Here is a 24,786-nt window from a genome sequence, read left to right as displayed (position 1 = left end):
AGCGTGCGGTTAAGACTCCTGCGTACCGAGCGTGGTCCAGTCGCGGGGACCCAAGACTGGCGCCGTGCGCTGGTAGGTCTCGCGGAACAGGGGAGAGGAGATCAGGAAGTCGGCGGTGGCAACGTTGCTCGCCATGGGAATGTTCCACACGCAGCCTAGCCTCAGCAGGGCTTTGACATCGGGGTCGTGAGGCTGAGCCTCGAGCGGGTCCCAGAAGAACACGAGCAAATCGATCTTGCCCTCTGCGATTCGAGCACCGATCTGTTGGTCACCCCCGATGGGCCCCGACAGGAATCGTGTCACAGGAAGGTCAAGTACGTCCTCAAGCATGGACCCTGTGGTCCCGGTCGCGTAGAGGTGGTGGCGAGACAAGGAGCCCTTGTTGAACTTTGCCCACTCAAGAAGCTCTGACTTCTTGTTGTCGTGGGCGACGAGCGCGATATGTTTCGCGGCTGCAGGGGTACGTTCGGCATCAACCATGTCTACGTCCTCCAAGGGGGGTAGGCGTTACGGGCGTGACGAGGCGCTTTGCGCATCGTCACGCCCGATTCGTGCCCCGAGTGGGATTCGAACCCACACTGGTACGGGTTTGAGCCGTATGCCTCTGCCAGTTGGGCTATCGGGGCCCTAGGAGACTAGGCTAGCGCCTGTGACGAACGTTGATGACACACCTCAGGAAAAAGCACCCGCAGAAGTGCCTGCGACGAAGAAGCGTCGGGCCGTTGTTGCGGAGGATGAAGCGCTCATCCGCATGGACATCGTAGAGACCCTCCGTGAGGGTGGATACGACGTGGTAGGCGAGGGGGCTAACGGTGAAGAAGGCGTCGCGCTCGCCAAGGAACACAAGCCTGACGTTGTCGTCATGGATATCAAGATGCCTGTCATGGATGGAATTACCGCAGCTGAGCAGATTGCGGCAGAGCGCGTGGCTCCCGTGGTGCTGCTGACGGCTTTCTCCCAGACGGAGTTGGTCGAGCGCGCACGTGACGCTGGTGCCATGGCATACGTGGTGAAGCCGTTTACTCCCGCAGACTTGTTGCCCGCAGTGGAGATTGCCGCGTCGCGCTTCGCGGAGATTCGCGCGCTCGAGTCGGAAATCGCCGACATCAACGAGCGGATGGAGACCCGTAAGAAGGTGGAGCGCGCGAAGGGCCTTCTGATGGAGAAGATGAAGCTCAACGAGCCTGAGTCTTTCCGCTGGATCCAGAAGACGTCCATGGACCGCCGCTTGACGATGCGCGAGGTCGCCGAGGCCGTGATTGAGCAGATGTCAGGGAAGTAAACCTCCCTCGTTTTTCGAGTTTTCTCGTCGGGCAGTCACGGTGAACGTGGCTGCCCGACTTGCGTTCTCGGGTCCGCGTTGCCCGGGCGCAGGTCACGGAATCGTGACGTTGTTGTACTTTCCGCGAAATCTATTTTCGGTAGCGTGAACATATTGCCGCCAGGGACCGTCCTTGGGGCAATGGGCTGACGGAGGCTCGCCTCGGTCAGTGTGGAGGGAACACACAATGGCACGATGGAACACCATCGCACGCGGTGGCGCCGTACTGGCAGCCGCGTCGATCGCCCTGGCCGCCTGCTCATCGGATGGCAGCGAGTCGGAAGGCACCACTTCCGCAGGCTCCGAAGGCGGGTCAACTGACGCTCTCAAGATCGGTACGGTCTTGCCTTTGACAGGCTCACTCGCGTTCTTGGGGCCTCCTGAGGTCGCTGGCGTCAATCTCGCGGTACAGGAGATCAACGAAGCTGGCGGAGTCCTCGGAAACCCCGTTGAGGCGATCCACGAGGACTCCTCGGACACCCAGCAGGCCAACATTGCACCGCAGTCTGCAGCGGACCTCATCTCTGACGGGGTTTCGGCGATTATTGGTGCGGCCTCGTCTGCAGTCACGCTGAACTTTGTGGACGATGTTGCCGCGGCTCAGGTGGTCCAGGTATCTCCGGCCAACACTGCGACTTCGCTGTCCGGCTACGACCCCTACTTCTTCCGTACTGCGCCGCCGGACTCCGTGCAGGGCAACGCGCTCGCCAACCTGATTCTCGACGATGGGCACGAAAACGTCGGCATCCTCGTGTTCAACGAAGACTATGGAACGGGATTGCGCGACGTCATCCAGGCGACAATCGAAGAAGCTGGTGGCACCATCACGTATGGAAACCCGGGTGAAGAGTTTGACCCGGCGGCTACCAACTTCTCAGCAGAAGTTGAAGCCGTCATGGCGACCGACTTCGATGCTCTCGTCCTGATCGCGTTCGACCAGACCAAGCAGATCATTCCTGAACTGCTTGCGGCTGACTTGGACCCCGCCAACCTCTACATGACGGATGGCAACACGGCGGACTACTCCGGTGACTTCGATCCGGGCGCAATCGAAGGTGCACAGGGCACTATTCCGGGCGCCAACGCATCGGATGAGTTCAAGGAACGCCTCAACGGTGTCGCGGACGAGGCGCTCGACTCGTATGCCTACGGCCCTGAGTCGTACGACGCAGCGATGCTGATCGCACTCGCCGCAGTACATGCGGGTGCTACCGATGGTCCTTCGATCCAGGGCTCGATGGCCGCTGTTTCGGGAGCAACCGACGGTACCGAGTGCTCCGGCTTTGCCGAGTGCGCGGAACTGCTTGAGGCAGGCGAAGAGATCAACTACCAGCCTGTCTCGGGAGTGGGACCGTTCAATGAGCAGAACGACCCCTCCGCCGCTTACGTAGGCGTGTACTCCTACGACGGCGACAACGTTCAGAACTGGGTGTCTGAAGTGTTTGGTGAGGTTCCTACCTCCTGATAGTCACCACGTTCCAGTAGAGAGGGCCTCGGCGCTAGCCGGGGCCCTCTTTGCGTGCGCAGACTTGGAGCTGGGGACCTTCATCGAGACGACACCGGCCGAGTGATGGCGGTCTCCGGCAGACGAGCGCAACACGCAGGCCCACCCCGTGGCCGGCGGCCCTCAGGTGTGACGACACGAGTGCACGGACGCCCCGATGCGGCTGGACGCGCAGACGACCTTCCGGCGATCACCCGGGTGGAACGCATCGCTCACTGTAGGGAGGCGTCTAGCGCCTTGGACCGGGGATGCGAGGGGAGGTGCGCTTCGGGGGAGGAGACGCACAAAGAGAGGGCCCCAGCACACTGCTGGGGCCCTCTCTCTATGCGTCAGGCGGGTTGTTATGCTCCCAAAGTTCCGAGGTAAAGCTCGATCACCTTGGGGTCCTTGAGAAGCTCCTGGCCTGATGCCGTGTAGGCAGTCGTGCCCTGGTCGAGGACGTATCCGCGATCACAGATCTGCAGACAACGTCGGGCGTTCTGCTCCACCATGATCACCGTGACACCTGTACGGTTGATTTCCCTCGTACGCACGAAGGTCTCATCCTGGCGGTCCGGAGATAGGCCAGCGGACGGCTCGTCAAGGAGCAGGACCTTGGGGTCCATCATGAGGGCACGCGCCATCGCCACCATTTGGCGTTCGCCGCCAGACAGTGAACCCGCGCGCTGATCTCGCCTGTCCACGAGTTTGGGGAAGAGTTCACCGATGCGCTCCCATTGTGCTTTGAAGGCCTTGGGGCGCTGGTAGGTGCCCATCTCGAGGTTCTCCAGCACAGTCAACGAGGGGAACACGTTGTTGGTCTGAGGAACGAACCCGATGCCACGCTTGACCAGCTCATCGGCTCGCATGTTAGTGATGTCCTCGTCACCCAAGGTGACGGAACCCGAGCGGATCGGCACCAAGCCGAACAAGGCCTTGAGGAAGGTGGACTTGCCGGCGCCATTGGGGCCAATGATGCCGATGAGTTCGCCTTCTTGGACCCTCATCGAGCAGCCGTTGAGGATGTCGATGCCCGGCAGATAGCCGGCGTAAAGGTCGTCGGCGTCGACGATGACGGGTGCGTCGGTCATGAGGGGTCCTCCTCGGAGAGGTCGCTGTCGTGATGCGCACCGAGGTATGCATCTTGTACCGCAGGATTGGCCATCACCGTCTGAGGCGGCCCCTCAGCGATGATGCGTCCCTCTGCCATGACAACAACCCAGTCGGAGATCCTCCGCACCATGTGCATGTCGTGCTCGACAAACAAGATGGTCTTGCCTTCGTTCTTGAGCTCAACGACGTGGTCGAGCAGAGACTCGGTGAGCGCTGGGTTTACTCCTGCCATGGGCTCATCAAGCATGATCATCTCGGGGTCCGACATCAGGGCGCGGGCCATCTCGAGTAGCTTTCGTTGCCCGCCAGAGAGCGACCCGGCGTAGTCGTCCTTCTTCTCATACAGTTTGAAGCGGTGAAGGAGAACATGAGCTTTCTCTGTGATCTCTTGTTCACGGGCCTTCCAAAGCCCGGGCACAAGCGCCTTGAAGAAGTTCTCGCCGCCCTGTTCAGCTGCTCCCAGTCGCATGTTCTCCATGACGGTCATGCGATTGAGGGCTTTGGTGAGCTGGAAGGTACGTACCTTCCCTGCGCGAGCGATCTTCGCCGGAGACGTTCCCACGAGGGAGTGGCCATTGAACTGCCACTCGCCGCGTTGGGGCCTATCGAACCCGGTGAGGAGGTTGAAGAACGTGGACTTTCCGGCACCGTTCGGTCCAATCAACGCGGTAATAGCGTTGCGTTGCACCTCGAAGTGCTCAACGTCCACCGCGGTCAAACCGCCAAAGTGACGGTGCACGTGATCCGCGATCACGATGGGGTCCTGCTTGGCAGCCCCTGGTTCGTGCGCGACCTCTGCGAAAACCTCAGTCATTGAAAGCCAACTCCCTCTTGTTTCCGAGTACTCCTTGTGGCCGGAACACCACGAGCACCATCAGCGTGATTCCCACAAGCACCAGTGAGAACGGTTCGATCTCGACTGGCGAGAGCACGCTCGACGGAATGAAGGTGGACGCAAGACCCTTGATGACAACGAGCGACATCCAGAAGAGCATCGAACCCAGCACCGGGCCGAATACTGTTGCGGCGCCACCGAGGAGCAGGATGGTCCAGAGCCAGAATGTTGTGGGACGTCCCATGGAGTCCGGTTGGACCGAGGCTCCAAGTGACCACAGCACACCGCCAATGGCGCCAATCACACCGCCCAGGACGAGGGCCTGCATCTTGTAGGAGTACACGTTCTTGCCGAGTGCGCGGACCGCGTCCTCGTCCTCACGGATGCCCTTCAGCACACGGCCCCAAGGGCTGCGCGCCAACTGCCAAAACAGGAGCGCAAACAATGCCACGGCGGACCAGGCCACGATATGTAGCCACCAACTCGACGACAGCGAACCGTGGTTGGTCCAGAAGAGGATCGTGATGTTCTCGTTGGGCAACGGGCTCAGCTCTTCGAAGGTGAACTTGAAGTCGGAGCCTCGGATTCCGGTGGATCCGCCCGTGAGCCCTTGGAGAGAGTTGGACCGACCAAGGTAGCGGACGAGTTCTGCGGCGGAAATGGTGGCGATGGCGAGGTAGTCGCCGCGTAACTTGAGCGTCGGCCATCCCAAGAGCAGGCCAAAGACAGTGGCCGCCGCGATTGCGACGATCAAAGCAAGCCAGATGGGTGCACCGCGTGACGTGGAGATGGCATAGCCATACATGCCGAGCAGCATGAAGCCTGCGTGGCCCATGTTGAGGAGCCCCGTCAGTCCAAAGTGGAAGTTCAGGCCAATGGCGGCTAGAGCAAAAGCGGCGGTCGCGGGAGCGAACACTGCTGTGGTCGCGTCGAGCAAAATATCCATGATCAACCCACCCTCTCGGCTCGTCCGAGGATGCCTTGCGGCCTCACGAGCAGCACCAGGATCAGAATCGCGAGTGCGACGGCGTACTTGAGGTCGGTGCCAATCCACAGCGTCGACATTTCGACAGCGACTCCGATGACCAGGGAACCGACCAAGGCGCCAAACGCTTGGCCCAGGCCGCCTAGAGTCACGGCAGCAAACATCAACAGCAGGAGGCGTGCTCCTACGTCAAATGCGGCAGCGTTGTCGTACAGAGCGAGGAGAATGCCTCCCACCGCTGCAAGCCCAGTGGCCATGATCCATACGAGCCGGACGACTTTTTCTACACGGATTCCTGACGCCGATGCGAGTGCCGGGTTGTCGGACACCGCTCGGGTGGCCCTGCCGGTGCGAGTCTTGAGAAGGAAGTAGCCCACACCGCCCAGGCAGACCAGTGCGATCAGGACGGACCAAATGGTGGTTTGTCCGATCGAGAAGAGGCCGAGGTCCAGCCTTGTGTCGATCGAGGTCGTGAGGCGCTTGCGCTCTGCCCCGAACCACCACTGGATGAAGTTCAGCATCGCCAGGGATAGTCCGATTGACACGATCATCTGTTGGACGATCGACACGCGGCGTCGACGCAATGGCGACCACAGATACCGGTCCTGCAACCAGCCTGTGCCTGCACTGATGGCAATTGCGGCGAGAGCCGAGGGTAGGAGTGGCCATCCGATGGAGAACTCCACGGGCAAGAACGGCAACGAGACCTCTTGCTTGGAAGCAAAGAAAAATGTCAACAACGCGCCCAACGAGACTTGCTCTCCGTGGGCAAAGTTGCTGAGTCCCGTTGTTCCGTAGATCAGCGATAGGCCAACGGAGGCCAGTGCTAGCAAGAGTCCAAAAACGATGCCGTTGATGAACTGCTGGACATAGCGGTTATCGCCGACGCCAGAGCTTTCGGTATCTGCGGTGGCATGAACAGTGGTGGTGTCCTGCGTCAGTGCGGATGGTGCTTCATTGGACAGCGCTGCTGAATGTGCGACAACGGTGTCGGTGGTGCTGGCGATCGCGGGAGAACCGGATGCGCCAAGGGCAATGAATGCTGCCACTGCAATGACGAGGACGATCAGCGCGCGCAACATCACGCGCCGGTCGATTCTCTTCGTCAAGGCCCCTCCCAGGGTTTGTGTTGACGCACAACCTAATCGCGAGATGTTTCCGTCATGTAGCGCGGCGAGGTCGAATCGCGCACGTCAGTCGCGCCGATGCGACTGTTGCTCCCGATTCGTCCGAAACGGTCACGGAGTACGTGGCCGTAGTCCGCCCCAGGTGGAGCGGTTGTGCGGTTCCACTCACCATGCCCGCGGTCACGGAACGATGGTGGGTGATGTTGAGATCAACGCCGATTGCCACTGCACCGGCGCCAGCATGGTGCTGTGCGCCGATGGAACCCAGTGTCTCGGCAAGCGCGGCGGACGCTCCGCCGTGCAGAAAACCGTAGGGCTGTACGTTCCCTTGGACGGGCATCGTCCCTACGACGCGATCAGACGACGCCTCGGTGATCTCAATCCCCAGGCGAGTCATCAAAGTCTCCTTGCCACCACTGTGTGGCGAGGCCGCGTCGATGTCGGTCATAGGAGATAGGTTGTCACAGTGAGCGACAACAGCCGACCAACACTCTTGCTGATCGACGGACTTTCTATGGCATTCCGGGCTTTTTTCGGGCTGCCGGTGGAGAACTTCGCAACAGACACGGGTACTCCCACGAATGCGGTCTATGGGTTCAGCACCATGCTGGCGACCTTGATGAAGGAGAACTCTCCGACACACGTGGCAGTAGCCTTCGACCTTCCCGGAGGCACGTTCCGGACCGAGCAGCTGCCTTCGTACAAGGGAACGCGTGACGCGACGCCCCCGGAGTTCGAACCTCAGGTTCCTCTCATTCGTGAGGTGCTGGATGCCCTGCGCATCACCGCTGTGGACAAAGAGCGCTATGAAGCAGATGACCTCCTCGCTACGTATGCGCGTATGGGCCGTGAGGCCGGAATGCGCGTGCTGGTGGTGTCCGGAGACCGCGACACCATCCAGTTGGTGACAGAGGATGTCACCTTGCTGTACCCCCGCAAGGGTGTGTCTGACCTGGTGTACTTCACTCCCGACTCAGTGCAGGAAAAGTATGGGGTCGCGCCCCACCAGTACCCCGAACTTGCCGCACTAGTGGGGGAGTCAAGCGACAATCTTCCGGGTGTGCCTGGCGTCGGCCCCAAGACCGCCGCGAAGTGGATCAATGCTTATGGGGGCCTCACCGAGATCCTCGATCAGGCAGAGGACGTGCCGGGGAAAGCGGGGCAGAGCCTCCGCGATCACCTCGAGCAAGTCCGCCTTAACCGCAAGCTCAACCATTTGCTGACGGACCTTGAGGTCGCCGTGCCTTTGGCAGAGCTGGAGTACCAGGGAGCCGATGCGGCTGCCGTCCATCAGGTCTGCGACACCTTGCAGTTCCGCACCCTGCGGGACCGGCTGCTACCGCTGGCCACTTCTGATGCCGCCGAGGAGGCTCCACAAGAACCGGAAGAGGTTCTGGTGACAGTCGAGGGTGCAGTCGAGGCCGTCACGCAACTCAAGGGTCCTGTGTGGCTCCACGTTGAAGGCAAGACGGGAGTCGATGCTGACGCGTGGGCGCTGGGCGTGTGCGTAGGAGACCAGGCGTGGGGCATCGACCTCACGGGTCTGAGCACTGACCAAGACGCCGCGTTATCTCGATGGCTGGCAGACCCCAATGTGGCAGTCACGACACACTCTGCCAAGGATGCATGGCACTCGCTGAGGGCCAGGGGCTTCACGCTCGAAGGCATCGTCGGGGACACGCAGATTGGGGCATTCCTGGTCAATGCAGATCAACGTGGATTTGACTTGGACTCAGTGCTTCAGCGCTTCCTCGGCATGCAAAGCGGGCCAGCGACAACTGGCGGGGAACTCGACCTGGGGCTCGGGACTTCCGCGGCGCAGGCAGCCGGCCAGCGAGCCGCGCATATTGCGACCCTTGCCGGTGAACTTGATGCCGAAGTCGAACGGCGCGGGATGACCGCGGTCTACGAGGAACTCGAGATTCCCCTGATCCGCGTGCTTGCCCACATGGAGCACGCGGGGATCGCCGTCGACCAGGCGGTGATGGCGGAACTCGCTGGCCACGCACGCGGGCGAGCTGACGCCGCCGCTCAGGAGGCATACGCCGCAATCGACGGTACTGAAGTAAACCTGGGCTCGCCGAAGCAACTTCAAGAGGTGTTGTTCGAGCGACTCGGGATGCCCAAGACCAAGAAGATCAAGACTGGATACTCAACCGATGCGTCTTCGCTCGCGGACCTTCAAGCGAAGAACCCGCATCCGTTCCTCGAGGCGCTTTTGGCGTACCGTGACTCGACAAAGCTTGGGCAGATCATCGAGACCTTGTCGAGCGCGATTCGTGTCGACGGACGCATCCACACCACCTTCAGCCAGACCGTCGCCTCAACGGGCCGCCTCAGTTCGCGCGACCCGAACCTCCAGAACATCCCCATTCGCACCGAAGAGGGACACCGTATTCGCGAAGCGTTTGTCGTCGGTGAGGAGTATTCGACCCTGCTGACCGCGGACTACAGCCAGATCGAGATGCGCATCATGGCCCACCTCAGCGGTGATGAGGGCTTGATCGAAGCTTTCCGTGGGGGAGAGGACCTCCACCGCTTTGTGGGTGCCAGGGTCTTTGGCGTGGAGCCTTCGGAGGTCACACCTGAAATGCGGTCCAAGGTGAAGGCCATGAGCTATGGCCTCGCGTACGGGCTGTCGTCCTTCGGACTCGCCCGCCAGTTGTCGCTACCGGTCGGTGAAGCCCAACGGTTGATGGACGACTACTTCGCGCGCTTCGGTGGAGTGCGTGACTACCTCCACCAGGTCGTCGAACGTGCGCGCCAAGATGGTTACACCGAGACCATCATGGGGCGGCGCCGCTACTTCCCGGACTTGACGTCAACAAACCGTCAGCGACGTGATATAGCGGAACGTGCCGCGCTGAACGCACCGATCCAGGGAAGCGCCGCCGACCTCATTAAAAAGGCGATGTTGGGCGTTGACCAGGCGATTCGGGACCAAAGTCTGCGCTCTAGGCAACTACTCCAGGTGCATGATGAACTTGTCGTAGAGGTTGCAGATGGCGAACGTGAAGCCGTTGAGCAGATTCTGCGTGAACAGATGCACGCCGCGGGTGATCTGTCCGTACCACTCGATGTCAATGTCGGCGAGGGGCCGGACTGGCGCGCCGCCGGACACTAGGGTGGAAACATGCGAATCGGAATTCTGACTGGCGGGGGAGACTGCCCCGGACTGAATGCGGCCATCCGCGCTGTAGTGAAGCGCGGTACCTCGGAACACGGCTGCTCGATCGTGGGTTTCCGCAACGGATGGCAAGGCGTGATCGACGGTGACGCAGTCCCCATGACACGTGATGACGTCAGCGGCATCTTGGTCCACGGTGGAACCATGCTCGGGACGGCGCGTTGCCACCCACACAAGGTGCCGGGTGGCATGGAAGCGGTGAAAGACACCTTCGACAATGAGAAGCTTGACGGCTTCATCTGCATCGGTGGTGACGGCACGCTGAAGGCTGCTGGCAAGGTGTCGAAGGAACTCGGCGTTCCCGTGATCGGTATCCCCAAGACCATCGACAACGACGTGGTCGGCACAGACGCCGCAATCGGCTTTGACACTGCTGTTTCCGTTGCAACGGAAGCCGTGGACCGCTTGCACTCCACCGCGGAGTCGCACAACCGTGTGATGGTGGTGGAACTCATGGGCCGTCACAGTGGCTGGATTGCTGTCACGGCTGGTATTGCGGGTGGCGCCGACATCATTCTGGCTCCGGAAGAGCCCTTCGATATCGAGAAGATCGCCAAGCGAATCAAGCACCGTCACCGCTACAAGAACTTCTCGATCATCGCCGTCGCGGAGGGTGCCATTCCGGCAGAGGGCTCGGAGTGGAGCGGCCACGACACTCTCGACGAGAAGGGCAACCCGATCGCAGGGTCGATCGGCCACGAAGTCACGAAGGCCATTGAGTCTGCCACTGGCTTCCCCACGAGACTGACCGTGCTTGGCTACGTCCAGCGTGGCGGTGTTCCCACCGCGGCAGACCGCCTCTTGGGTACGCGCATGGGCGTCGCTGCGATCGACGGAATCGTCCGCGGCGAGAGCCACAAGTTCACCGCACTGCAAGGCGGGAACATCGTGTTGGAACCTTTTGAGACGATGATGGGCAAGACCAAGTGGGTTCCTGAGGAACTTCTGAAGGCTGCGCGCACGCTGTAATCGCACCTTCGACGTATTGGCGGGGCCTTTCGCTGTGAGGAAAGGCCCCGTTAATGCTGTCACCTTCTTTGTGGTGCGTCAGGTTGTATCGTGAGGCCAGTAGCGGGTACTATGTCCGGTGGCCATGTGCGCCTTGTGCGCTTGTGGTGCAGTTCAACAATCAAAGTCCAATTCCACTGTCCATCGGAGCTACTCCTTAATGTCCGTATCCACCCCCGAGTCCACCCCTATCGCCGTCAACGACATCGGCTCCGCTGAGGATTTCCTCGCAGCCGTCGACGCGACTATCAAGAACTTTGACGACGGCGACCTCGTTGAGGGCACCATCGTCAAGGTCGACCGTGACGAGGTCCTCCTCGACATCGGCTACAAGACCGAAGGTGTGATCCCTTCGCGTGAACTGTCGATCCGTCACGACGCCAACCCTGATGAGGTTGTCGAAGTTGGCGACACCATCGAAGCCCTCGTTCTCCAGAAGGAGGACAAGGAAGGTCGACTGATCCTGTCGAAGAAGCGTGCTCAGTACGAGCGTGCGTGGGGCTCGATCGAGAAGGTCAAGGAAGAAGACGGTGTTGTCACCGGCTCCGTGATCGAGGTCGTCAAGGGTGGTCTGATCGTTGACATCGGTCTGCGTGGCTTCCTGCCTGCATCGCTGGTGGAAATGCGTCGCGTTCGCGACCTCGCGCCTTACATCGGTCAGCAGATCGAAGCGAAGATCATTGAACTCGACAAGAACCGCAACAACGTGGTGCTGTCGCGTCGTGCCTTCCTCGAGCAGACGCAGTCGGAGGTCCGCTCGACCTTCCTGACCGCCTTGCAGCCCGGCCAGGTCCGCAAGGGCACTGTGTCGTCGATCGTCAACTTCGGTGCCTTCGTGGACCTGGGCGGCGTCGACGGTCTTGTCCACGTTTCCGAACTGTCGTGGAAGCACATCGACCACCCCAACGAGGTTGTGTCCGTGGGTCAGGAAGTCGAGGTCGAGGTTCTCGACATCGACATGGACCGCGAGCGCGTTTCGCTGTCGCTCAAGGCAACCCAGGAAGACCCGTGGGCTGTGTACGCACGTACCCACGCCATCGGCCAAATTGTGCCCGGCAAGGTCACCAAGCTCGTTCCGTTCGGTGCGTTCGTTCGCGTCTACGACGGCATCGAGGGTCTCGTCCACATCTCCGAGTTGGCTGTGCGCCACGTTGAGCTGCCCGAGCAGGTTGTTCAGGCCGATGAAGAGGTCTTCGTCAAGATCATCGACATCGACTTGGAGCGTCGTCGCATCTCGCTGTCGATCAAGCAGGCCAACGAAGGTGTCGACCCCGAGGGCGAAGACTTCGATCCCGCTCTGTACGGTATGACTGCCGAGTACGACGAGCAGGGCAACTACAAGTACCCCGAGGGCTTCGACCCCGAGACCCAGGAATGGCGCGATGGCTTCGACGAGCAGCGCGAAGCCTGGGAAGCGGAGTACGCCAAGGCTCACGAGCGCTGGGAAGCCCACAAGAAGTTCGTCGCCAAGCAGGACGAGCAGGCCGCCGAAGCCGAGACCGCGGAGCCCGCAGCGCGCCGCCGTGCAGGCAAGTCGGAAGGTGCTTCGTACTCGTCGCACGACGAATCGACTGACGCTGGAACGCTTGCCTCGGATGAGCGTCTCGCCGCTCTGCGCGAGAAGCTGACCGGCAACTAAGCCACAGCATCACAGAAGGCCCCGACCATTGCGGTCGGGGCCTTCTGCGTGTCCGGGCGGCTTCGGGCCCGACCGTGCGGCGAGATCCGTCACCGCGAAGCCTGGAGCAAAGTTGCTTGTGACTCGCGCACAGTGGGAGACTCTGGCCATGTTGCGCATCGGATTGACAGGGGGAATCGCGGCGGGCAAGTCCACCGCGTCAACACGTTTTGGTGAGCTCGGTGCGTTGGTGGTGGACCATGACGTGCTCGCCCGTGAAGCAGTGGCTCCCGGCTCTGCGGCGCTTGTCGATATTGTGCGTGAGTTTGGCGACAAGATGGTGGTCAATGGAGCCCTCGACCGGGCGGCGCTTGCGGACATCGTTTTTGGCAACGACGACGCGCGCAGGAAACTGAACTCAATCGTCCATCCATATGTCTTCGCGATGGGTCAAGCTGCTGACAAGCGGGCTCGGGCTGCAGGGGAGAAGGTCGTCGTGCACGACATTCCGCTCTTGGTGGAGAGCGGCCAGGATGCCCAGTTCTCGCTTGTCGTGACCGTCGCTGCACCGCCGGAACTGCGGCTATCTCGACTTGTCGAAGGCCGGGGACTGTCGCTGGAAGAAGCGCGAGGCAGAATTGCTTCCCAGGCCACCGACAGTGAGCGTGCTGCAATTGCCGATGTAGTGCTGGACGGGGCAGGAAACGCTGAGGATCTTCGCGGCCAGGTGGATCGCTTCTGGGCGGAGCACGTACCTCAGTCATAACCGGGTGTCGTAGGTGCCGCGTACGGTAGTGCCATGAGTTTTGACATCCGCCGTTCCGATGCGCCGTTCAAGGTGGAGTCCGAGTATCAGCCGTCTGGTGACCAGCCCAAAGCCATTGATGAACTTGCCCGGCGTATACAAGCCGGTGAGGAAGACGTGGTTCTCCTCGGCGCTACCGGTACGGGTAAGTCCGCAACAACAGCGTGGTTGATCGAGAGGCTTCAACGCCCCACTCTGGTGATGGCGCACAACAAGACGCTGGCTGCGCAGTTGGCCACCGAGTTTCGAGAGCTCCTTCCGCACAACGCGGTGGAGTACTTCGTGTCCTACTACGACTACTACCAGCCTGAGGCCTACGTCCCTCAGACGGACACCTTCATTGAAAAAGATTCATCTATCAATGAGGAGGTGGAACGACTGCGCTACTCCGCCACCAACTCCTTGCTGACCCGCCGGGACGTCGTGGTCGTGTCATCCGTGTCGTGCATCTATGGCCTAGGAACCCCTGAGGAGTACATCCAAGGAATGGTGTCGCTTCAAGTGGGCGATGTCATTGACCGTGACGCGCTCCTCCGTGAGTTCGTGCAGATGCAATATGCGCGCAACGACCTCGCCTTCACCCGAGGAACGTTTCGGGTGCGCGGTGACACCGTCGAGATCATCCCGGTGTACGAAGAGCTCGCGATTCGTATCGAGTTCTTCGGCGACGAGATTGATGCCCTCTACACGTTGCACCCCCTGACGGGGCAGGTCGTCGAGCAACGTACTCACGCCCACGTGTTCCCCGCATCTCACTATGTCGCCAGTCAGGACAGGATGCATGCTGCCATCCGTACGATCGAGACGGAACTCGCGGAACGGCTCGAGGAACTCGAGAAGCAGAACAAGCTTCTTGAAGCCCAGCGCCTCAAGATGCGCACCACTTTTGACCTCGAAATGATGCAGTCAGTTGGAACGTGCTCAGGCATCGAAAACTACTCCCGTCACATCGAGCAGCGAGCAGAGGGAACGCCGCCGCACACCTTGCTGGACTATTTCCCCGATGACTTCCTGCTCGTCCTCGATGAATCCCACGTCACAGTGCCTCAAATCGGTGCGATGTTTGAAGGAGACCGCTCCCGCAAACGCACGCTCGTAGAGCACGGTTTCCGGCTTCCCTCCGCACTGGACAACCGTCCGCTCACGTGGGGCGAGTTCCTCAATCGCACGGGCCAAACGGTGTACCTCTCGGCCACTCCCGGCCAATACGAACTGGATGCGGCTGACGGAGTGGTGGAGCAGATCATTCGCCCGACGGGACTAGTCGACCCCAAGATCGTGGTCAAGCCAACTGAAGGCCAGATCGACGATCTGCTTGAACAGATTCGGGCCCGGGTGGAACGGGATGAGCGGACACTCGTCACAACGCTCACGAAGAAGATGGCGGAGGATCTGACCGAGTTCCTGTCTGACAGGGGAGTGCAGGTGGAATACCTCCACTCGGATGTCGACACGCTTCGGCGTGTCGAACTGCTCCGTGAACTCCGGCTCGGTCGGTTCGATGTGTTGGTGGGTATCAACCTTCTCCGTGAGGGACTTGACCTACCTGAAGTCTCGCTCGTGTCCATTCTGGATGCGGATAAGGAGGGCTTCCTTCGTTCCGGCACGTCGCTGATTCAGACGATTGGCCGTGCCGCTCGTAACGTCTCCGGTGAGGTTCACATGTATGCGGACCGGGTCACGGACTCCATGTCCCTCGCCATCGAAGAGACCAACCGCCGTCGGGAGATCCAGATCACGTACAACACCGACAACGGAATCGACCCGACACCACTGCGAAAGCGCATCGGCGACATCACCGAGATGTTGGCTCGTGAAGAAGCCGACACACAGGAGACGCTCGCCAAGGCTCATGAGAAGACCCAAACGCAGGGATCGGGCGCGGAGAGCAGCAAGACGCCGTTCGCGGGCCGCCCCGCTGAAGAGTTGTCACAGTTGATTGAGGATCTCAGTGCCCAAATGCGCGAGGCCGCTTCGGAGCTGCAGTTCGAACTGGCAGCACGTCTACGAGATGAAATCGGCGATCTGAAGAAGGAACTACGCCAGATGCTCGGTGGCTTGTGACTTGGCACCTAGGATGTTCCAGTGACTGACGCGAGCGTGTGGGCAGTGACCATTGCGGTCATCGTTGCCCTCTTCATCTTTGATTTTGCGGTGGTGATCCGCCGTCCCCACGAGCCGACATTCAAGGAGTCAGTGGGGTGGTCGCTGTTCTATATCGGCCTCGCCGTGATCTTCGGCTTCGTTCTGCATCTGTGGCACGCAGACTTCCCCACGATGGAGTACTTCGCGGGCTACATCACGGAGAAGTCACTTTCGGTTGACAACTTGTTTGTCTTCCTTGTGATCATGACGCGCTTCGCGGTGCCGCCTAGGTACCGGTCTCGGGTCCTCCTGGTGGGAATCGCGGTGGCCCTGGTGCTGCGCGGAATCTTCATTGCTGCTGGTGCGGCGGCACTCGACGCGTTCTCGGCGCTCTTCTACGTGTTTGGGGCCTTCCTCATCTACACCGCGTGGGGCTTGGCCAAGGAGAGTTCCGAGGAGTCGACGAACCAGGAGTACGAGGAAGGTCGAATGGTCCGACTCGTGCGCAGGCTTTACCCCGTCACCGATGGATATCGTGAAGGACGAGTCATGGTGCGTGAGGCCGGCAAGCGCATGGTGACGCCCATGCTTCTGGTCATGGTGGCCATCGGATCGACAGACGTGTTGTTCGCCTTGGACTCAATTCCCGCGATCTTTGGCCTCACCCAGGACCCCTTCATCGTGTTTACGGCGAATGCATTCGCGCTCTTGGGTCTGCGTCAGCTGTACTTCCTCGTGCAAGGCCTGCTGCAGCGGCTCGTGTACCTTCACTATGGCCTGGCCGCGATCCTGGCCTTTATCGGTGTGAAGCTCGTTCTCCACGCCCTGCATGAGAACAACCTGCCGTTCGTCAACGGTGGTGAGGGCATTCATGTTCCGGAGGTCTCCACTGCGCTCTCTCTGAGCGTCATCTGCACGATCTTGGTCATTTCGACGGTCGCCAGTTTGATCGCGACGCGAGGTAAGGACGAACTCAAAACAGAGCTTGAGAACGATGTGCAGGGCGACGCCCTCGACATCTCGCAGGAGCCTGACCCCGGCAAGGGCTGAGTTCGGCATCTGTATAGACGTCGCGAGGGGTGCGACTGCGTTTCACGCAGTCGCACCCCTCGCGCAATTGTCGGACGATGGTGGCGAGTTCGGCGTCCGCTACTGGGTCACCTGCGGCGCAGCCCATACAGCCGGCCATTCGCGGATGCGGTAGGAGTCGATCAGGCCGTGACGGCTGAAGGGGTCTGACGCGATCATCGATTCCACTTCTGCCTGAGTTTCTGCCTGCGCGATCAGGAGGGCACCTGCGGGGCCGTCATCCGTGAACCGTCCGTATGCGGGCATCTTGTTATCCGCGGCGAGGCTCGCGAGGTAGGCGCGGTGCTCAGGGCGGTGCGCGTCGCGCCCAGCAGCGTTGTCGTCGTAAACGTACTCAATCATCCATGTAGTCATGGGCCTAGTGTTCCAGGCCTTTTCCCGAGCGCGAGAGGAACAGGTCCCGCACTCCACCGATCACCGCGACACGCGCAGTCGAACATGCGTTCGAACGCCGGGGCGCGTAGCATGTCTGTGTGAATGACCGACTTTTTGTCCGTGGTGCCCGTGAACATAATCTCAAGGGCGTGGATCTCGACCTTCCTCGAGATGCGTTGATCGTCTTTTCGGGTCTGAGTGGCTCGGGAAAGTCGTCGTTGGCATTCGACACCATCTTCGCCGAGGGGCAGCGGCGCTATGTGGAGTCCTTGAGCGCATATGCTCGCCAGTTCCTGGGGCAGATGGACAAGCCGGACGTCGACTTCATCGAGGGGCTCTCGCCGGCCGTCTCTATTGACCAGAAGTCCACGAACAGGAACCCGCGATCAACGGTGGGGACGATCACCGAGGTCTACGACTACCTGCGACTTCTGTTTGCGCGCGTGGGCACGCCTCATTGCCCCAAGTGTGGCGAACTCATTCAGGCTCAGACACCTCAGCAGATTGTCGACTCCGCACTTGGGCTGCCGGAGGGAACGCGCTACCAAGTACTGGCGCCCGTGGTGAGGGGACGCAAGGGCGAATACGTGGATCTGTTTGAGGAACTCCAACAACAGGGGTTTGCTCGTGCCCGAGTAGACGGCGAGGTTGTGCAACTCACGGAACCTCCCACGCTTGAAAAGAACATCAAGCACCACATTGAAGTGGTGGTGGACCGCCTTGTCTCAAGGGATGGAGTTCGGCAGCGGTTGACCGACTCCGTCGAGACTGCGCTGCGGATCGCTGAAGGTTTGGTCATCATTGAGCCCGTCGACAGCGAAGAACCCGCCCGACGCTACAGCGAAAAGCGGGCATGCCCGAATGACCACCCCCTGACTCTTGAGGAGATCGAACCGCGAACGTTCTCCTTCAACGCCCCTTACGGTGCGTGCCCTGAGTGCACAGGCATCGGCGTCCGGCTTGAGGTCGATCCGGGACTGGTGATTCCCGATCCCGAGCTGAGCCTCAACGGGGGAGCGATCCATCCTTGGAGTAACACCTCGTCCGAGTACTACGGCCGTATGCTCAAGTCCCTGGCCGCAGATTTGGGATTCTCCATGGATGCGCCGTGGAACACTCTTCCGGAGAAGGTCCAGGAAGCGTTGCTCGTGGGCAAGGACTATGAAGTCCATGTCTCCTTCCGCAACCGGTTTGGTCGCGAACGCCAGTACACGACCGGTTTCGAGGGGGTCCTGTCATGGATCGAGCGCCTGCACGGTCAGACTGAGTCCGACTGGTCACGCGAAAAGTACGAGGCCTATATGCGAGAGGTTCCATGCCACAAATGTGGCGGAACCCGGCTCAAGCCTGAAGTACTGGCCGTCAGCATCGGCGGTAAGTCCATCGCCGAGGTGTGTGAACTGTCCATTGCGCAGGCGCGGACTTTTCTGCAGCAGGCGGAGCTTGACGAGCGCGGGCGCCAGATCGCGGTCCAAGTATTGAAGGAGATCGATGCACGGCTGGGCTTCCTGCTCGATGTGGGACTCGACTACCTGACTCTTGCCCGTGCTGCAGGAACACTGTCCGGAGGCGAGGCCCAACGCATCAGGCTCGCGACCCAGATCGGTAGTGGACTCGTGGGGGTCCTGTATGTCCTCGACGAGCCCAGCATCGGCTTGCACCAGCGCGACAATCGGCGCCTGATTGACACCCTGACGCGCTTGCGCGACTTGGGCAACACGCTCATCGTGGTGGAGCACGACGAAGACACCATTCGGGCCGCAGACTGGGTCGTCGACATCGGCCCAGGGGCTGGCGAGCATGGTGGCGAGGTGGTGCACTCAGGCAACGTCGATGCGTTGCTGGCGAATGACCGCTCGCTGACCGGAGCCTACGTTGCAGGCCGCCGCTCGATTGAGGTGCCGGCGAGCCGTCGCGAGACCACGCGGGCTCGGGAAATCACGGTGGTAGGGGCAAAGGAGAACAATCTCCAAGACATCGATGTGACCTTCCCCTTGGGCGTGTTGACGTCGGTGACAGGCGTCTCTGGCTCGGGCAAGTCGACACTGGTCAACTCGATCTTGTACACCGCGCTCGCAAATCAACTCAACCGGGCTCGGCAGGTGCCGGGCCGGCACACCCGGATCCTTGGCGTGGACCAACTGGACAAGATCGTCCACGTTGACCAAGGGCCCATTGGGCGGACCCCGCGATCCAACCCGGCAACATATACAGGGGTATGGGACAAGATCCGCAAACTCTTCGCGGACACGAACGAAGCCAAGGTCCGCGGCTACGGTCCGGGACGTTTCTCCTTCAACGTCAAGGGCGGTCGTTGCGAGTCGTGCTCTGGTGATGGCACCTTGCGTATTGAGATGAACTTCCTGCCCGACGTGTACGTGCCATGCGAAGTATGCAAGGGGGCGCGGTACAACCGCGAGACGCTTGAAGTTCACTTCAAAGGCAAGAACGTTGCTGAAGTACTCGACATGCCTATCGTGGAGGCTGCAGAGTTCTTCGAGGCCATTCCGGCGATTTCCCGGCACCTGAAAACACTTGTCGAGGTGGGGTTGGGGTACGTGCGACTTGGCCAGCCTGCGCCCACATTGTCCGGTGGAGAGGCGCAACGTGTGAAGCTTGCATCTGAACTCCAGCGCCGGTCGACGGGCAAGACTATCTATGTGCTTGACGAGCCCACCACCGGCTTGCACTTCGAGGACGTGCGGAAGCTCCTCGCGGTGCTACAGGGGCTAGTCGACAAGGGCAATAGCGTCATCGTGATCGAACACAACCTCGATGTCATCAAGTCATCGGATTGGGTGATCGACATGGGGCCTGAAGGTGGCTCTGGCGGTGGCATGGTGGTGGCGGAAGGCTCGCCTGAAGACGTCGCGGCCCACCCGGACAGCCATACCGGACGCTTCCTCAAAGAGCTCTTGGGAGAGCTTGAGGTTGCTTCATGACCACCGGGGCGGTGGTGACGCGTCGCGACTGTAAGACTGCGCTGTGACTGACCCAGCGAGCTACCGCCCCGCGCCCGGCACTATTCCAGCCAAGCCGGGGGTGTACCGCTTCCGTGACCCGCACGGACGAGTCGTCTACGTAGGCAAGGCCAAGAGTCTGCGTGCGCGCCTTGCCAACTACTTCCAAGATCTGTCGCAACTACACCCGCGCACTCGCATGATGGTGACCACGGCCGCCTCCGTGGAATGGACTGTGGTGCGTTCGGAAGCCGAGGCGTTGATCCTTGAACACACGTGGATCAAGGAGTACGACCCCCGATTCAATGTGGTGTTCAAGGATGACAAGTCCTATCCGTATCTCGCGGTGTCGATGAATGAAAAGTTTCCGCGGATTCAGGTCATGCGTGGCGAGCGCCGCAAAGGAGTCCGCTACTTCGGGCCGTACGCGAAGGCCTGGGCGATCCGAGAAACGGTGGATACGTTGCTCACTGCCATGCCGATGCGGTCGTGTGCGCCGGCAGTCTTCCGCAAAGCTGAGCGACAAGGCAGGCCCTGCCTGTTGGGATACATCGACAAGTGCGCGGCACCGTGTGTGGGGAAGATTTCCGAGCAAGATCACCGCGCTCTTGCCGAAGATGTCTGCGACGTGCTGAGTGGGCACGCCAAGCCACTGATGCGGTCACTCACCGAATCGATGACGGCCGCAGCGGAGCGAGAGGACTTTGAGGCTGCTGCGCGTGCCCGGGACCGTATTCGTGCGCTCAACGCCGTACTGGACCGCAACGCAGTAGTGCTCGACGCCGGCAGCGATGTCGACATCTTCAGTCTGGTCGACGACGAGATGGAGGCCGCAGCGCACGTCTTTCACGTTCGCGACGGTCGGATCACGGGCGAGCGTGGCTGGGTCGTCGACAAGCCAGAGCCGCTTGACCCTGCCTCCATGGTGTTGCAGCTTGTCCAGGAGGCGTATGGCGCGGTGGCTCCGGAAGAGATTCCGCCAGAAATCTTGGTCCCGGTGATGCCGGCGGCGGCTGATGCACTACGTGACGTGTTGTCGGGGCAGAGGTCCGGACGTGTCAGTGTGCGAGTGCCGCAGCGTGGAAAGAAGGCTGAACTGGCGCTTACCGGGCACTCCAACGCGGAGCAGGTGTTGAAACAGCATCGTCTGAAGCGTTCCTCCGATTTGACGACACGCTCAGCGGCGCTCCAGGAGTTGCAGGAACACTTGGGGCTACAGCAAGCTCCGCTGCGAATCGAGTGCTACGACATCTCTCACACCCAAGGCACCAATCAGGTTGGCTCGATGGTGGTGTTTGAGGATGCGCTTCCGCGGAAGAAGGAGTACCGACAGTTCGGCATCGCGGATGCCGTTGACGACACGGCAGCGATGGATGAGGTGTTGCGGCGTCGGTTCACGCGGTACTTGGAAGAGTCGGAACTTCCTCCAGAAGAACGTGAGAGCGCCAAGTTTGCGTATCCGCCGCAGCTCGTCGTGGTCGATGGCGGGCTTCCTCAGGTCAACGCTGCCAAGGCGGTGCTCGACCGGATGGGAATCACGGACGTCGAGTTGGTCGGCCTAGCCAAGCGGCTGGAAGAGGTATGGATCCCCGGTGATCCGTTCCCTGTGATTCTTCCGCGCGGATCGGAGGCGCTCTATTTGCTTCAACGTGTTCGCGATGAGGCGCACCGCTTCGCCATCAAGCACCACCGCCGCAAACGCGCCAAAGCGATGACGGCCTCTGACCTCGACACTCTTCCTGGCATCGGCCCTGCGCGCGCCAAATCCCTCCTCCGTCACTTTGGTTCTGTCGCGCGGCTTAAGGAAGCTTCGGTGGAGCAGATCGCGCTGGTACCTGGGGTGGGGCATCACACCGCACATGTCGTGCATGAGGCGTTGCATGGTTCCGGTGGCATCCTAGAGTCATGACGGATTCCTTCCCGCCGACGTACCCCTCCGGCATACCCCGGGTGAACTTGCATTCGGGAGACGGGGGAGAGGTGTTGGTACTCACCGGTATGTCCGGGGCTGGACGTACCAGAGCCGCAGGTGTGCTGGGAGACCTGGGCTGGTACGTCGTCGACAACTTGCCGCCCCACATGCTCGGCGAGTTGGTGACAACGCTCATGGTGCGGGGTGACGCTCAGCGTCTCGCTGCTGTGGTGGATGCTCGTGGAGGTCCGTTCTTTGGGGACCTCGAGTCTGTGGTGGACGACCTCGAGGTTCGTGGTACGTCCGTGAGGCTTGTGTTCCTCGACGCTGACGATGCGACGTTGGTGCGTCGCTTTGAAGAGGCACGGCGACCCCACCCGTTGCAAGGCGAAGGGACCTTGCTTGAGGGGATTCATCGGGAGCGCGAGATCGTCCAACCGTTGCGTGAGGACGCCGACTTTGTGGTCGACACATCGCGGCTGAGCGTTCACGACTTGCGTCAGATCATTGGCAACCGGCTCGCTGACCGGACGCCCGAACTGCACGTCAACGTGATGTCTTTTGGTTTCAAGAACGGCATTCCCACCGACGCAGATTTCGTGGCCGATGTGCGGTTCCTACCCAACCCCCATTGGGATCCCGCGCTGCGTGACCTCACGGGGCTTGACGATGCTGTGAAACAAGCTGTGTTCGCGGACCCAGGGGCGGAGGCCTTTGTGTCGTCGTACGCGACGCTGATTTCGGATGTCCTGCAGCAGTACCGCGCCCATGATCGTGTGTCCGTGACAGTCGCGATCGGGTGTACGGGCGGCAAACATCGTTCGGTGGCCGTGGCCGAAGCCTTGGGGCTACGGTTGACTGACGCTGGTCACGCAGTCCGCGTGACGCACCGGGATCGGCCCCAGGTATGACGGCCGCGATCGTCGCGTTGGGAGGCGGGCACGGACTCTACAACTCGCTTACGGCCCTCAGGGAGTTGACTTCGGATCTCACCGCGATCGTGACGGTTGCTGATGATGGTGGCTCATCGGGTCGCTTGAGGTCCGAGATGGGCATTGTTCCGCCTGGAGATCTCCGCATGGCGTTGAGCGCATTGTGTGCTGACTCGGAGTGGGGCCGCACCTGGCGTGATGTGCTGCAGTGGCGTTTCACTACCGATGGCCCACTCGACGGGCATGCAGTGGGCAACCTGCTCATTGCTGCATTGTGGGATCGCGACGGCGACGTGGTGGGCGGTCTCGACTTGGTGGCATCGCTCCTCCAAGCGCAAGGGCGGGTGCTACCACTTGCAGACGAGCCGCTGACCGTGCGTGCGGTCATCGACGGCCCCGAGGGGCGTAAGGAGATCCAGGGGCAGGCGGCGGTCGCTACCACCGCTGGCACTGTCGTGTCGCTCTCACTTGAACCCGCGCAACCGCACGTCCCGGACGAGACACTGGCCGCGATCAGCGCGGCAGACGTCATCGTGTTGGGTCCCGGCAGTTGGCACACCAGTGTGATGACGCACTTTGCGGTGGCGCCAGTGGCCGATGCTCTGGTCGCCAATGCGCACAAGTGCATCCTGGTGTTGAACGTGGGGGATAGCGACCGGGAGATGGAAGGCCTAGGAAGGGCCGATGAGGTGCGTGCGCTGCGTGACGCTGCCCCCGACTTCCAACCCGCCGTAGCGTTGGTAGAAAGCGCCCACGGCGATGACCTTGACTTGAGGTCGGAGCTCGACACGTGGGGAGTGGCGTTGCGCGTCGCACCGCTCACCGCTGGCGACGAGGTGTTCGCGCACGACCCTGCGGCTTTGCGGCGTGTTTTCGCGCGAATCATTGCGGAATGGGAGCTCGGGGTCCGCGGGCCCAGCTCGACGATGGCAGGATAACCCCATGGCTTTGACGGCACAGGTGAAGGATGAGTTGGCGCGGCTAGCGGTCGAAAAGACCTCGGCTCGCAAGGCAGAAGTGGCGACCATGTTGAGGTTCGCCGGTGGACTTCACATCGTGAGTGGCCGAATCGTCATCGAGGCAGAGTTGGATACCGCTGCTGCAGCGCGACGCCTTCGCGGCTTCGTGCACGAGGTTTATGGCTTGGCGAGCGAAGTCATTGTCGTATCTGGCGGCGGCCTGCGAAAAGGCAACCGCTACGTCGTCCGCGTCGTGAAGGAGGGGGAATCTCTCGCTCGCCAGACGGGACTGCTGGATCATCGTGGTCGTCCCGTGCGCGGCCTTCCTCCCCAGGTGGTGGGGGGAGCGGTCGGCGACACCGTGGCGGCATGGCGTGGCGCTTTCTTGGCGCACGGCTCCCTGACCGAGCCAGGACGCTCATCCGCGCTTGAAGTCACCTCACCCGGCCCTGAAGCTGCGCTCGCTCTGGTGGGTGCGGCTCGCCGGCTGGGGATTACTGCAAAGTCGCGAGAGGTGCGCGGGGTTGACCGCGTGGTGATCCGTGACGGAGAAGCCATCTCGGAGTTGCTGACCCGGTTGGGTGCCCACGACTCTGTCCTTCAGTGGGAAGAGAAGCGCACTCGTCGAGAGGTTCGTGGCACAGCAAACCGGCTCGCCAACTTTGACGATGCGAACCTGCGCCGGAGCGCCCAGGCGGCCGTCGCGGCAAGCGCACGCGTCCAACGAGCTTTCGAGATTCTCGGTGAGGAAGTGCCCGAGCATCTGAGCGAAGCCGGCAGCTTGCGACTTGCACATCGCGATGCATCGCTCGAGGAACTAGGCAAGATGGCAACACCCCCTCTCACCAAGGATGCAATCGCGGGCCGTATTCGACGTTTGCTTGCCACCGCGGACAAGCGTGCCGGCGAGCTCGGCATACCAGATACTGAAGCCGGGATCTCCCAGGAGATTTTGGACATGGACTAACCTTCACCAGGACTTTCGTCGTGTG

The 24,786-nt window shown here is 61.1% G+C and carries 20 protein-coding genes and 1 tRNA gene; 13 read left to right on the top strand and 8 right to left on the bottom strand.

The genetic code is table 11. The features are described 5' to 3' along the window. Positions 1-9 precede the first annotated feature (9 nt). The gene (locus ON058_RS07115) at positions 10-480 is read right to left on the bottom strand and encodes a methylglyoxal synthase (RefSeq protein ID WP_274668327.1); all 471 of its coding nucleotides are present in this window, start codon (positions 478-480) and stop codon (positions 10-12) included. A gap of 72 nt (positions 481-552) precedes the next feature. After that, positions 553-626 (bottom strand) — tRNA-Leu (locus ON058_RS07110). Between the two features lie 68 nt (positions 627-694). On the opposite strand from ON058_RS07110, the gene ON058_RS07105 reads away from it, so the two are divergent. Both ON058_RS07105 and ON058_RS07100 read left to right on the top strand, forming a co-directional pair. Then, complete coding sequence (locus ON058_RS07105; protein WP_274668422.1) at positions 695-1,282, top strand: ANTAR domain-containing response regulator; 588 nt, start codon at positions 695-697, stop codon at positions 1,280-1,282. Positions 1,283-1,508: 226 nt separating this feature from the next. Beyond that, complete coding sequence (locus ON058_RS07100; protein ID WP_274668326.1) at positions 1,509-2,786, top strand: ABC transporter substrate-binding protein; 1,278 nt, start codon at positions 1,509-1,511, stop codon at positions 2,784-2,786. Between the two features lie 380 nt (positions 2,787-3,166). Here ON058_RS07100 and ON058_RS07095 read toward each other — a convergent pair whose 3' ends face one another. Genes ON058_RS07095 through ON058_RS07075 form a run of 5 tightly spaced genes read right to left on the bottom strand, consistent with a single transcriptional unit; the run spans position 3,167 to position 7,312 of the window. Further along, entirely contained in the window at positions 3,167-3,895 is a 729-nt protein-coding gene (locus ON058_RS07095; protein ID WP_274668325.1) for an ABC transporter ATP-binding protein, read from the bottom strand. After that, a complete protein-coding gene (locus ON058_RS07090) occupies positions 3,892-4,731 on the bottom strand; it encodes an ABC transporter ATP-binding protein (RefSeq protein ID WP_274668324.1) in 840 nt (279 codons plus the stop codon). The genes ON058_RS07095 and ON058_RS07090 overlap by 4 nt, the downstream gene beginning before the upstream one ends. Next, the gene (locus ON058_RS07085; RefSeq protein WP_274668323.1) at positions 4,724-5,698 is read right to left on the bottom strand and encodes a branched-chain amino acid ABC transporter permease; all 975 of its coding nucleotides are present in this window, start codon (positions 5,696-5,698) and stop codon (positions 4,724-4,726) included. Before ON058_RS07085 ends, ON058_RS07090 begins: the two co-directional genes overlap by 8 nt. Before the next feature lie 2 nt (positions 5,699-5,700). Beyond that, positions 5,701-6,846, bottom strand: a complete 1,146-nt coding sequence (locus ON058_RS07080) for a branched-chain amino acid ABC transporter permease (RefSeq protein ID WP_274668322.1) — start codon at positions 6,844-6,846, stop codon at positions 5,701-5,703. A 52-nt stretch (positions 6,847-6,898) separates the two neighbouring features. Beyond that, positions 6,899-7,312, bottom strand: coding sequence for a PaaI family thioesterase (locus ON058_RS07075; RefSeq protein WP_274668321.1), 414 nt, complete (start codon positions 7,310-7,312; stop codon positions 6,899-6,901). An 18-nt stretch (positions 7,313-7,330) separates the two neighbouring features. Here ON058_RS07075 and polA point away from each other — a divergent pair, with 18 nt between their 5' ends. From polA to ON058_RS07045, 6 genes are all read left to right on the top strand, one after another. Next, complete coding sequence (polA, locus tag ON058_RS07070; protein ID WP_274668320.1) at positions 7,331-9,988, top strand: DNA polymerase I; 2,658 nt, start codon at positions 7,331-7,333, stop codon at positions 9,986-9,988. Positions 9,989-9,997: 9 nt separating this feature from the next. Continuing rightward, complete coding sequence (locus ON058_RS07065) at positions 9,998-11,020, top strand: 6-phosphofructokinase (protein WP_274668319.1); 1,023 nt, start codon at positions 9,998-10,000, stop codon at positions 11,018-11,020. A gap of 199 nt (positions 11,021-11,219) precedes the next feature. Beyond that, the gene (gene rpsA, locus ON058_RS07060) at positions 11,220-12,698 is read left to right on the top strand and encodes a 30S ribosomal protein S1 (protein WP_274668318.1); all 1,479 of its coding nucleotides are present in this window, start codon (positions 11,220-11,222) and stop codon (positions 12,696-12,698) included. A 148-nt stretch (positions 12,699-12,846) separates the two neighbouring features. Further along, positions 12,847-13,443 carry a dephospho-CoA kinase gene (gene coaE / locus ON058_RS07055; protein WP_274668317.1) on the top strand — a complete coding sequence of 199 codons (597 nt, stop codon included), beginning with the start codon at positions 12,847-12,849 and terminating at the stop codon, positions 13,441-13,443. Positions 13,444-13,476: 33 nt separating this feature from the next. Beyond that, entirely contained in the window at positions 13,477-15,546 is a 2,070-nt protein-coding gene (gene uvrB / locus ON058_RS07050; protein WP_274668316.1) for an excinuclease ABC subunit UvrB, read from the top strand. 21 nt (positions 15,547-15,567) lie between these two features. Next, entirely contained in the window at positions 15,568-16,617 is a 1,050-nt protein-coding gene (locus ON058_RS07045; protein WP_274668315.1) for a TerC family protein, read from the top strand. A gap of 99 nt (positions 16,618-16,716) precedes the next feature. Here ON058_RS07045 and ON058_RS07040 read toward each other — a convergent pair whose 3' ends face one another. Further along, a complete protein-coding gene (locus ON058_RS07040) occupies positions 16,717-17,010 on the bottom strand; it encodes a YciI family protein (RefSeq protein ID WP_274668314.1) in 294 nt (97 codons plus the stop codon). A gap of 119 nt (positions 17,011-17,129) precedes the next feature. On the opposite strand from ON058_RS07040, the gene uvrA reads away from it, so the two are divergent. The 5 genes from uvrA to whiA are packed head-to-tail and all read left to right on the top strand — an operon-like array spanning position 17,130 to position 24,761. After that, on the top strand, positions 17,130-19,973 hold the full coding sequence (gene uvrA, locus ON058_RS07035) for an excinuclease ABC subunit UvrA (RefSeq protein ID WP_274668313.1): 2,844 nt from the start codon (positions 17,130-17,132) through the stop codon (positions 19,971-19,973). Between the two features lie 43 nt (positions 19,974-20,016). Next, the gene (gene uvrC, locus ON058_RS07030; protein WP_274668312.1) at positions 20,017-21,900 is read left to right on the top strand and encodes an excinuclease ABC subunit UvrC; all 1,884 of its coding nucleotides are present in this window, start codon (positions 20,017-20,019) and stop codon (positions 21,898-21,900) included. Continuing rightward, positions 21,897-22,814 (top strand): RNase adapter RapZ, encoded by a 918-nt coding sequence (gene rapZ / locus ON058_RS07025; RefSeq protein ID WP_274668311.1) that lies wholly within the window; start codon positions 21,897-21,899, stop codon positions 22,812-22,814. The genes uvrC and rapZ overlap by 4 nt, the downstream gene beginning before the upstream one ends. Beyond that, positions 22,811-23,773, top strand: a complete 963-nt coding sequence (yvcK, locus tag ON058_RS07020; protein ID WP_274668310.1) for a uridine diphosphate-N-acetylglucosamine-binding protein YvcK — start codon at positions 22,811-22,813, stop codon at positions 23,771-23,773. The genes rapZ and yvcK overlap by 4 nt, the downstream gene beginning before the upstream one ends. A gap of 4 nt (positions 23,774-23,777) precedes the next feature. Next, complete coding sequence (whiA, locus tag ON058_RS07015) at positions 23,778-24,761, top strand: DNA-binding protein WhiA (protein ID WP_274668309.1); 984 nt, start codon at positions 23,778-23,780, stop codon at positions 24,759-24,761. Positions 24,762-24,786: the final 25 nt, after the last annotated feature.

This window comes from Demequina sp. B12 (assembly GCF_028823635.1).
Lineage (GTDB): Bacteria > Actinomycetota > Actinomycetes > Actinomycetales > Demequinaceae > Demequina.
Note: the sequence above shows the minus strand (reverse complement) of the source record. Positions and strands in the feature narration are given on the sequence as shown.

Excerpts from the sequence above, each read along its gene's own strand:
- ON058_RS07115 (WP_274668327.1), bottom strand. The coding sequence starts at position 480 with ATGGTTGATGCCGAACGTACCCCTGCAGCCGCGAAACATATCGCGCTC.
- ON058_RS07100 (WP_274668326.1), top strand. The coding sequence starts at position 1,509 with ATGGCACGATGGAACACCATCGCACGCGGTGGCGCCGTACTGGCAGCC.
- ON058_RS07095 (WP_274668325.1), bottom strand. The coding sequence starts at position 3,895 with ATGACCGACGCACCCGTCATCGTCGACGCCGACGACCTTTACGCCGGC.
- ON058_RS07090 (WP_274668324.1), bottom strand. The coding sequence starts at position 4,731 with ATGACTGAGGTTTTCGCAGAGGTCGCGCACGAACCAGGGGCTGCCAAG.
- ON058_RS07085 (WP_274668323.1), bottom strand. The coding sequence starts at position 5,698 with ATGGATATTTTGCTCGACGCGACCACAGCAGTGTTCGCTCCCGCGACC.
- ON058_RS07075 (WP_274668321.1), bottom strand. The coding sequence starts at position 7,312 with ATGACCGACATCGACGCGGCCTCGCCACACAGTGGTGGCAAGGAGACT.
- ON058_RS07065 (WP_274668319.1), top strand. The coding sequence starts at position 9,998 with ATGCGAATCGGAATTCTGACTGGCGGGGGAGACTGCCCCGGACTGAAT.
- rpsA (WP_274668318.1), top strand. The coding sequence starts at position 11,220 with ATGTCCGTATCCACCCCCGAGTCCACCCCTATCGCCGTCAACGACATC.
- coaE (WP_274668317.1), top strand. The coding sequence starts at position 12,847 with ATGTTGCGCATCGGATTGACAGGGGGAATCGCGGCGGGCAAGTCCACC.
- uvrB (WP_274668316.1), top strand. The coding sequence starts at position 13,477 with ATGAGTTTTGACATCCGCCGTTCCGATGCGCCGTTCAAGGTGGAGTCC.
- ON058_RS07040 (WP_274668314.1), bottom strand. The coding sequence starts at position 17,010 with ATGACTACATGGATGATTGAGTACGTTTACGACGACAACGCTGCTGGG.
- rapZ (WP_274668311.1), top strand. The coding sequence starts at position 21,897 with ATGACGGATTCCTTCCCGCCGACGTACCCCTCCGGCATACCCCGGGTG.
- yvcK (WP_274668310.1), top strand. The coding sequence starts at position 22,811 with ATGACGGCCGCGATCGTCGCGTTGGGAGGCGGGCACGGACTCTACAAC.
- whiA (WP_274668309.1), top strand. The coding sequence starts at position 23,778 with ATGGCTTTGACGGCACAGGTGAAGGATGAGTTGGCGCGGCTAGCGGTC.